Origin of the sequence: uncultured Methanobrevibacter sp., assembly GCF_937906425.1 — an archaeon.
In the GTDB taxonomy this organism is placed as follows: domain Archaea; phylum Methanobacteriota; class Methanobacteria; order Methanobacteriales; family Methanobacteriaceae; genus Methanobrevibacter.
Genome location: NZ_CALCYR010000155.1, coordinates 1 through 8,298, shown reverse-complemented (window position 1 = coordinate 8,298; position 8,298 = coordinate 1). Strand labels below are relative to the sequence as shown.

Here is an 8,298-nt window from a genome sequence, read left to right as displayed (position 1 = left end):
TAATTATATTTAACTATATTATAAAATAAGTATATAAAATTTTTGTTTACCTAAAAAAATATTAATTAAATTTAAAATTTTATTAAAAAAATTATCTAAAAAAAGAAAAGGATAGTTTACAATAGAAATAAATAAAAAAATGATTTTAAATAATCAAAAAATAACTTTAATTAGATTAAATAAGAAAATAAGAAAAAATTAAAGAAAAAAATTTTAAAAAAAATTTAAAAAATAAGAAAAAAATAAAGAAAAAAAACTTAAAAAAAATAAAAATAAACTAATAAAAAATTAAAGAAAAAAACTTAAAAAAAATTTAAAAAAAAAATAAATAAGAAAAAAATAAAGAAAAAAACTTAAAAAAATATAAAAAATATGAAAAAAATTAAAGAAAAAAACTTAATTAAACAACTTAAAGCTATTTAACCACTTTTCCTCCCTGAATTACAGAAACAATATTCTTAGGATTTGAAAGTGAGGAAATGTCCTCAATCGGATTTTTCTTAATCAAAATCATATCAGCTATTTTTCCCTTTTCAATAGAACCTAATTGATCTTCCTGATTAAAGAATTTAGCTCCTTCAATTGTTCCTGCACGAATGGCTTCAAGAGGAGACAAACCAACCTCAACCAATTGTTCAAGCTCTCCCAAATTCCTACCATGATCAATAACACCACAGTCAGAGCCCATCAGGAACTTAACCCCTTCCTCATATGCAACTGCAATGTTTTCCTTTTGAATCTTAACAACTTCCTTTAGTTTCTTAATCTTGTCATGAGCGAAATTGTCCCAAACAGGAAAACCCTCTTCAATAAGTACATGATGAACAATCAGGGTAGGGGTAAGATAAATTCTCTTTTTTGCAAGAAGCTGTGAAGTCTTTCTATCAATAAAGGTACCATGTTCAATTGAACGAATGCCTGCCTTTGCACATTTGTTAATACCTTCCAAACTATGGCAATGTGCTGCAACCTTAAGATTATTGCTTTTTGCCTCATCAACAATAGTCTTCAGTTCCTTTGGATTGAATTGTGAAAACTCAGGAGAGGTGTTTGGAGACAATATTCCTCCGCTGGCCATAATCTTAATGAAATCTGCACGTGCCCTAATGACCTCACGGGTCTTTTTCAAAACACCTTCAACCCCATCACAGGTGCCGATTGGGAAACCTGGATAGGCCAATTCCATATCAAAGCCTGAATTGAGATAAAAATCAAAATGCCCTCCTGTAATAGCAAGGGGCTTAATTGAAATGTTTAATCTTGGAGAAGGGAAAATCCCCCTTTCTTGAGCCATTTTCACTCCAATGTCTGCAAGTCCACAGTCACGAACAGTAGTTACTCCTGCATCAATGGTATTTTTCATGTTTTCAATTGCATTGTAAAAGTGCAATGCAAGAGGATTTTTCATTGTATCCTCCTTATGAAAACCATTTGCCATTATATGAGCATGAGAATCTATAAAACCAGGCATAAGATAATTATCTTCACCATCAATAACAATATAATTATTAAACAAATCCGCTTCGTTTAAATCCAAAGACTCTATCTTCCCATCTTTAATCAAGACATGTCTTTCATCCAAAACTTCCTCATCAAAGGGATTTAATATATTTACATTTTTAATATAAATAGCAGGCATTTAATCATCTCATTAATTAATTGGAATAAAAATCTGAACCTTTAAAAAAAGGGAGAAGTTTTTAAAAACTATAAAACTTAAAATTTGTGTAAAAATTATTTATTCAAACTGAAATAAGTCAATCAATTCATAATTTAAATTAAACAATAGAAATAAATCCATTATCACTATCAACTTCTACATTAACTCCATTAGTTAATTTAGAAACGTCAGATGGAGAGTCCACCATTGGAATGTCAGACATTATTGCACCGGTTGCAATAATAGGTTCCGCTTTTAAACAAATAATGGCACGAGGAGCTGTATTGTTCTTTTTCATTTGAAAAATAACATAAGACCCTACAGTTGAACCTTTTCCTCCTGGAATGAAAAGTATTTTATCCTTGATGGATTGGCCTTTCAATTCATGATTCGGATCTATGACAATTCCAGTTTCAGGATCAACACCGCCTAAAAAACTAATGGCCTCATCTGAAACAATCAATTCCCCATTAGCCTTACCTTTAGAAATATTTCTACATTCAATCATAAAAATCACAAAAATAATTATTAATTTAAAAGTAAATTCCAAATAAATTTCAATTGATTATATTATATAGGAACTATTATAAAAGTTTTTAAAAAATACTTAAAATGAAAATAACACTAAGACAAAAATAAATGAAGAAAAATGAAAATAAAATAAAAATAAGATAAAAATTAATGAAAATAAATGAAGAAAAATGAAGAAAAATGAAAATAAATGAAAATAAAATAAAAATAAATGAAAATAAATGAAAATAAAATAAAAATAAATGAAAAAATAAAGAAAAAATAGTAAAAATAGTAAAAATAAAAATATAAAATTAAATACTGAACTCAACAGTTATTCCATCAGGGTCTTCCAAATGGAAATGAGCTGGTTTAGGAGGCTGATTAACTATAGGAGAAGGATTATAACCTAATTCAACTGCTTTTTCATAAACCTTTTCCAAATCCTCTGCTTGAAAACTTAATGTTAATGATTTGGTTTCAACCTTTTCACCCTCTTCAAAACCTAAAAGTTCAAGCATTGTTTCACCTTCAGCATTTGCCAAAAAGACAATTTCCCCCATTGGAGGATTTATTTTTCTTAAAACCTTTAAATCAACAAGTTCGGTATAAAACTTAACAGACTTTTCCAAATCCCTAACTAAAATAGTCATATAATTAAATTTCATGATTTAACCCCATGTAAGCTTTAATTATAATTTAAATTAGAATTATTTAAAATTTACTGAAAAATTGAATAATTTAAAAAAAAGCAAGCAAAATTATAAAAAATTATTTAAAATTTAATAAAAAATTAAATAATTTAAAAAAAAAAAGCAAGAAAAATAATTTAAAAAGGAATTAAAAAATAATAATAAAAATTCTTAAAAAAGAAATAAAGAGAAATTAAATTACATCCACTTTCATAACTTCTCTTAGGACTGCAGTTGCATAGGAACCCTTGTCAATGGAAAACTCACATAAAACTCCGTCCTCAGTTGCTACAGCACTTGTGTCCCATACCTGAAATCTCATAGCCCTTCTTAAGCCATGACTTCCTAAACGAGGCATTTTAGGAACTTCAAAATCAGCTTTAGTCAATCCATAACTGTTTAAAATAGCCTCTTCCATCTTACCAACCTCACCGCCAGCAAATGGAACTTTAGTACCAAACAAAGGACAGGTCTGATTTATTTCAAAATTATTAACCATTTCCTGAAATTCCTCATTGCTCTTGTCCCTTACAATATGTTCCTCCTTGTCAATGACAATGTCTCCTTCAATATACTTATCCATACCCATTGCAACCCTTTCACTGACAACAGCATTGAAGAGATAGGATTGGTAAGCGTGAACAAACATTCTTTGCAAAGGCTTTGGAAGTGCATGAATTGCATTCTTATATGCCTTATCAGGCAATTCAACTTGAGACTTGTCAATTTCCTCAATTGATACGCCTTCAGCTTCAGCCATTCTTTTAATTGCTCTTTTCTGCTCCTTGATTAAAACCCTTAACATCATTTTCTCATAACGCATACCACCATGCATCAATTCCAATGATCCTTCAAGGTCTCCATCATCATAGGCCTTACGGGCAATTTGAGTGTCCTCACTTTCATCAGGATGAGGATTGCCTATATAACGGCGAACAGCCTCCTTCAAGTCATTTTGAATAAGAGCCTCTCCAACCAAATGGGTGTTGGTACGAGGCTTTCCAAACCTTTGCCAGCCAAAGTAGTTTGGAACACCTGTCTTTTCAAGAGTCTTTAATATGGAATCCGCCCTTTTGGCTGCATCCTCAATGGCGAGAGTTCTAAGCTTTTCATCCCCACTGCCCATTCCTTCAATGTCCTTTATGAGAATACGGAACTTGTTTCCCTTAAGCTGACCCATTCTAAGTTTTTTACGGCCACGGACAAGTTCTAAAAATTCAGTGTTATGAATGGTTCCAGCCAAGGCTTCAACCTGCTTGAACTGCTCATTAGAATCCATATTTGCTATACAAATCCATTGGCGGGTAATTGCATTCTTATCTTTCATCCCTGCAAAGCCCATCCTTTTTCTATCTATGTGCAAATCTCTTGAAATGTCAAGCAAGACATCCAAAGTTGTTCTGCCTAACTTTTCAATCCAGATATAAATGTTTGGACCTTCTCCATCTGGAATAAATTCAGGAATTTCTTCCACATAAAAATCCTCCCAACGATTTCTAATGGTTCCACCAATACCCTTTTCACTTGTAACGTATGTATTTGCATTAAGCATGACTCTTCCTCAAAGAATAAATTTTAATTTAAATTTAAATAAACAGAAGACTCCTTATCAAAGAATAAATTTTAATTTAACAAATTCTCCTCACACCAAGAATAAATTTTAATTTAAATTTAAATTAAACAAAATAAAAATTAATCTTAATATCAAATCTAAAACAAAGATGAATAAAAAAATTTAATCAAAACATCAAATCTAAAACAAAGATGAATAAAAAAATTTAATCAACCATAAGATTTAATTAATTTTAAAAAAAGTTAGATATGATTTATTAAAAATGCCCTGGCCGGGATTTGAACCCGGGGAATGGGATCCGCAGTCCCACGTGTTATCCAAACTACACCACCAGGGCAGACATAAATGAAATAAATTTAAAAATAGAACAAGTATAATATTTCAACAATTAAATATTTATTAATTCCAATATATAAAGATGATTATTTTTAAAGAGAATTAAGAAAATAATCTTATAAGTTAAAAAGAATTTAATATCAAGCCTTTAAAATATATATTAGTTTTTTAATTTTAAGCTTGAAATAATTTAAAATCAATCCTGGAATATATACAGCTTATAGGAATAGTTTCCGCAATTTCTAATTGCAACAGAGACTTCAGAGGCGCTGGAATAATCTCCAGTGGAATACAATTCAACATTATCCAATTGATTTGTTTCAAGCAAGACATATTTGTAATCCTTATAATTGCCCTTTGATTCAATGAAATTCTCAAAATAATCTGAGACTATTGCCTTTGCTTTTCTTTGAGAGGATATTGAATTATTTAGAGAAGACAAGGTAAATGAAACCTTTTCCAATAGAGAATAATCCTTAGCATCAATTTTAGATGACATTGACTCCATAATATCCTGGGCAGCATTGAATTGATTGTTTTCCTCTCTAAGGCTTGGAACTTCCATATCCATAATCATATTGAAGGAAATCAAAACCAATACAAGAAGAAAAACAGCTAAAATCCCATCCATCATTGAGAGAAAACCCTTATTGTCAAACATAAAATACCTACAAAAATTTAGTAAATAGATATTAGTTTTTATAGTATAAAAAGCTTTTTAAATTACTATTTTAATGAAATATTGCTTTAAAATAGTAATTTTTAAAAAATAAAATAAAATTTAATTTAAATAAAAAAATAAAGTCCAATTAGTAAAATTAAAAATTAATGTAAAAATTCAAAAAAAATAGTGAAAATTGAAAAAAAACAATAAAATAAAAACCAAGAACAAAATTAAAAAAAGAATAAAAAAATAACTAAAAAAACAATAAAATAAAAACCAAGAACAAAATTAAAAAAAGAATAATAAAAATAGCCAAAAAATAATAAAAAAATTATTTAATAGCAGTTATAGCCAACCAAGGCACAAACCTGTCTGAAATTGAAAAATGATCATAATCGTCATCGATTTCAACTGTTTTTCCATCATATTTGATTATTTCCACTTTTCTTTTTCCATCCCTAATGTGAATCTTTATCTCATTAAATCCAACATTTTGCAAAAATTGTTTTAATTGAACATCATTATATGCAGTCATGTTCATTAGTTTTTCAGATAATTTCATTATAATATTGTCATTTCCATTTGATTCACAACTAATTAAAAACATGCCTCCAGGCTTAAGAACTCTTTTAACCTCTGAAAAGGACTTTTCCATATCAGGCCAGAAATAGACGGTTTCAAATGCAGTTACAACATCAAATGTTTCATCTTCAAAAGGCAAATCCATAACATTGCCCTCTACCACTTCAACACGACCTTGCCTAATCAAATCATCGTTTACCTCACGTGAGAGAGATACACTTTCCTTACTGTAATCAACACCATAAACCTTTTTAGCCTCTTGTGCCATACGATTGATGTTAATTCCACCCCCACATCCTACATCCAATATAATATCATCAGGTGAAGCATTTAAATGTTTTAAACCCCATAATGCAACTGGAGTATGTTCCTTATTCATAGATTTTAATTGAATATTTCCTAATTTCCCTTGAGGATTTCCCATATTTTCGAAAAAACCCATTATATCACCGCAATTAAAAATAATTTAAAATTTCTTTACTTATATTTATATTTGAATTAATAATTTAAAAATTTTGGCATGCCTAAATATAAATATTTAGTAATTGTTATGAATACACAATTTTAGAATTTTAATTTAAAAGCATGAAAATAGAAATGAAGGAGCAGTTAATAATAAAAAATGAAAAAAAGATGCTTAATTACTCAGATAAAAATTGTATAATTACTGTAATGAAAGAATGAAAAAAGAAAATAAAAAATTATTCAAAAAATAAATAAAATAAAAATAAGTAAAATAAAAATAAGTAAAATAAAAATAAATAAAATAAAAATAAAGAAAATAATTAATTATTATTCAAAATATAATCAATTACTTTTTCCTTTTTCTTAATAGAACTATTAGCTGCCTTTTGAACTTTTTCTTTCATTATCTCAAAGTCTTCAGGAGTTGTGTCTCCAACCAATTTCTTAATCTTTGTATAAGCTGCTTCCCTGAATAAAGGAACCAAGGTTTCCTCTTCCCCATTTTCCTTAATTAGAACTGGAGAACCTTTATTATTAACCTCACCAATTTCAGTTATGTAAACTCCAACATCACTTACAGCCTTAACAACTTCAGGAGCGATTTCAGGAGGAACAACCAACATCAATGAATCTGTGGAAACTCCCAATGGATCAATATCCAAATCTTCAAGCATGTTTAAGACATTGGATGAAACTGTTGATTTGATCTTGTCATGATAAAACTCCAAACCGACACCTGTTGTTTCTGAAATTTCATGAGCGTCTCCACGAAGACCTCCATTGGTTACATCAGTCATTGCATGAACATCCTTAACCAAATCATTGTCAAACAATGCCTTTGAAGCCTTTACAAAACTTATATTCATTGTATCCCATACAACATCAAAATAACCATTATAAAGTGCTGTTGTGGTTATTGTTCCACCTCCTGCACCTTCAGTCATTAGAATAATGTCTCCATCTGTTGCACCTTTTCTGGCTGTTGGAGGATATTGTGAAACACCTACACTTCCTACAGCACTTACAAGACGGTCTCCAAGAACCATGTCCCCGCCTACACGCAATGTACTTCCTGCAACAAGAGGAACATCAATAAGTTCAGAGACTGCACAGACCCCTGCAGTAAAATCAAAGAGCTTTCCAACATCACCATCATCTGCAAGGTGCAAGTCACTTAGAATAGCTACAGGATCTGCTCCCATAACACAGACATCCCTTAATGTAGCGCGGGTAACGTGAAAACCGCCTAAAAATGGATATTCACTAAGTCTTGAATGAATACCGTCAACTGCAGTGGTTACATAAACATCATCTCCAAATGAAGGAACCTTGACAACTCCTCCATCATCTTGAGCATTTGGATCTACAACAGATTGAATATTTGTACTTTTTACAATCTCAGCTATCTTTCTGTGTACAAAGAAGTCTCCAGCACCACGTGAACCTACACCCATCTTACCCATTCCAACATTTGCCTTTGGAACAGTAATGATTTCCTTTAAAAAATCATCATCAGTGCTGTTAAGTTCAAGTGTTGTCTTGACCTCATCTATTACGCTTTCAGCCATAAGAATAGAATGATCTTTTGAAATGTCTTTAAATTCCCTAATTCTTTCTGCAAGGATTGACTTAAGTTCATCCTCATTTTCACCATCATTAAGTCGTCCTCTAACAAAACCCTCAATATCCATTTTAACACCAATAAAATATTAAATAAACTTATAAAAAATTAAATGATTAAATTTAAACTTATTATAAATAGAATTATTAAAATTAAAATAATTAAAAATTAAATTATTTAAATTAAATTTATAAA

General features: G+C 29.8%; 7 protein-coding genes and 1 tRNA gene. All 8 read right to left on the bottom strand.

Annotated features, from left to right (window positions below):
• Positions 1 to 415 precede the first annotated feature (415 nt).
• The 8 genes from Q0138_RS04460 to Q0138_RS04425 all read right to left on the bottom strand — a co-directional run bounded on the left by Q0138_RS04460 (position 416) and on the right by Q0138_RS04425 (position 8,173).
• The gene (locus tag Q0138_RS04460; protein ID WP_297981492.1) at positions 416 to 1,639 is read right to left on the bottom strand and encodes an amidohydrolase family protein; all 1,224 of its coding nucleotides are present in this window, start codon (positions 1,637 to 1,639) and stop codon (positions 416 to 418) included.
• A gap of 139 nt (positions 1,640 to 1,778) precedes the next feature.
• Positions 1,779 to 2,168 (bottom strand): DUF126 domain-containing protein, encoded by a 390-nt coding sequence (locus Q0138_RS04455; RefSeq protein ID WP_297981490.1) that lies wholly within the window; start codon positions 2,166 to 2,168, stop codon positions 1,779 to 1,781.
• Between the two features lie 316 nt (positions 2,169 to 2,484).
• Complete coding sequence (locus Q0138_RS04450) at positions 2,485 to 2,838, bottom strand: VOC family protein (RefSeq protein WP_297981488.1); 354 nt, start codon at positions 2,836 to 2,838, stop codon at positions 2,485 to 2,487.
• A gap of 217 nt (positions 2,839 to 3,055) precedes the next feature.
• Positions 3,056 to 4,414: a tRNA pseudouridine(13) synthase TruD gene (truD, locus tag Q0138_RS04445; protein ID WP_297981486.1), complete on the bottom strand. Its 1,359-nt coding sequence runs from the start codon at positions 4,412 to 4,414 to the stop codon at positions 3,056 to 3,058.
• A gap of 284 nt (positions 4,415 to 4,698) precedes the next feature.
• Positions 4,699 to 4,772 (bottom strand) — tRNA-Arg (locus Q0138_RS04440).
• A 195-nt stretch (positions 4,773 to 4,967) separates the two neighbouring features.
• Positions 4,968 to 5,432: a hypothetical protein gene (locus Q0138_RS04435; protein WP_297981485.1), complete on the bottom strand. Its 465-nt coding sequence runs from the start codon at positions 5,430 to 5,432 to the stop codon at positions 4,968 to 4,970.
• A gap of 334 nt (positions 5,433 to 5,766) precedes the next feature.
• Positions 5,767 to 6,459, bottom strand: coding sequence for a class I SAM-dependent methyltransferase (locus Q0138_RS04430; protein ID WP_297981483.1), 693 nt, complete (start codon positions 6,457 to 6,459; stop codon positions 5,767 to 5,769).
• 343 nt (positions 6,460 to 6,802) lie between these two features.
• A complete protein-coding gene (locus tag Q0138_RS04425; RefSeq protein WP_297981481.1) occupies positions 6,803 to 8,173 on the bottom strand; it encodes an AIR synthase-related protein in 1,371 nt (456 codons plus the stop codon).
• Between the last annotated feature and the right edge of the window lie 125 nt (positions 8,174 to 8,298).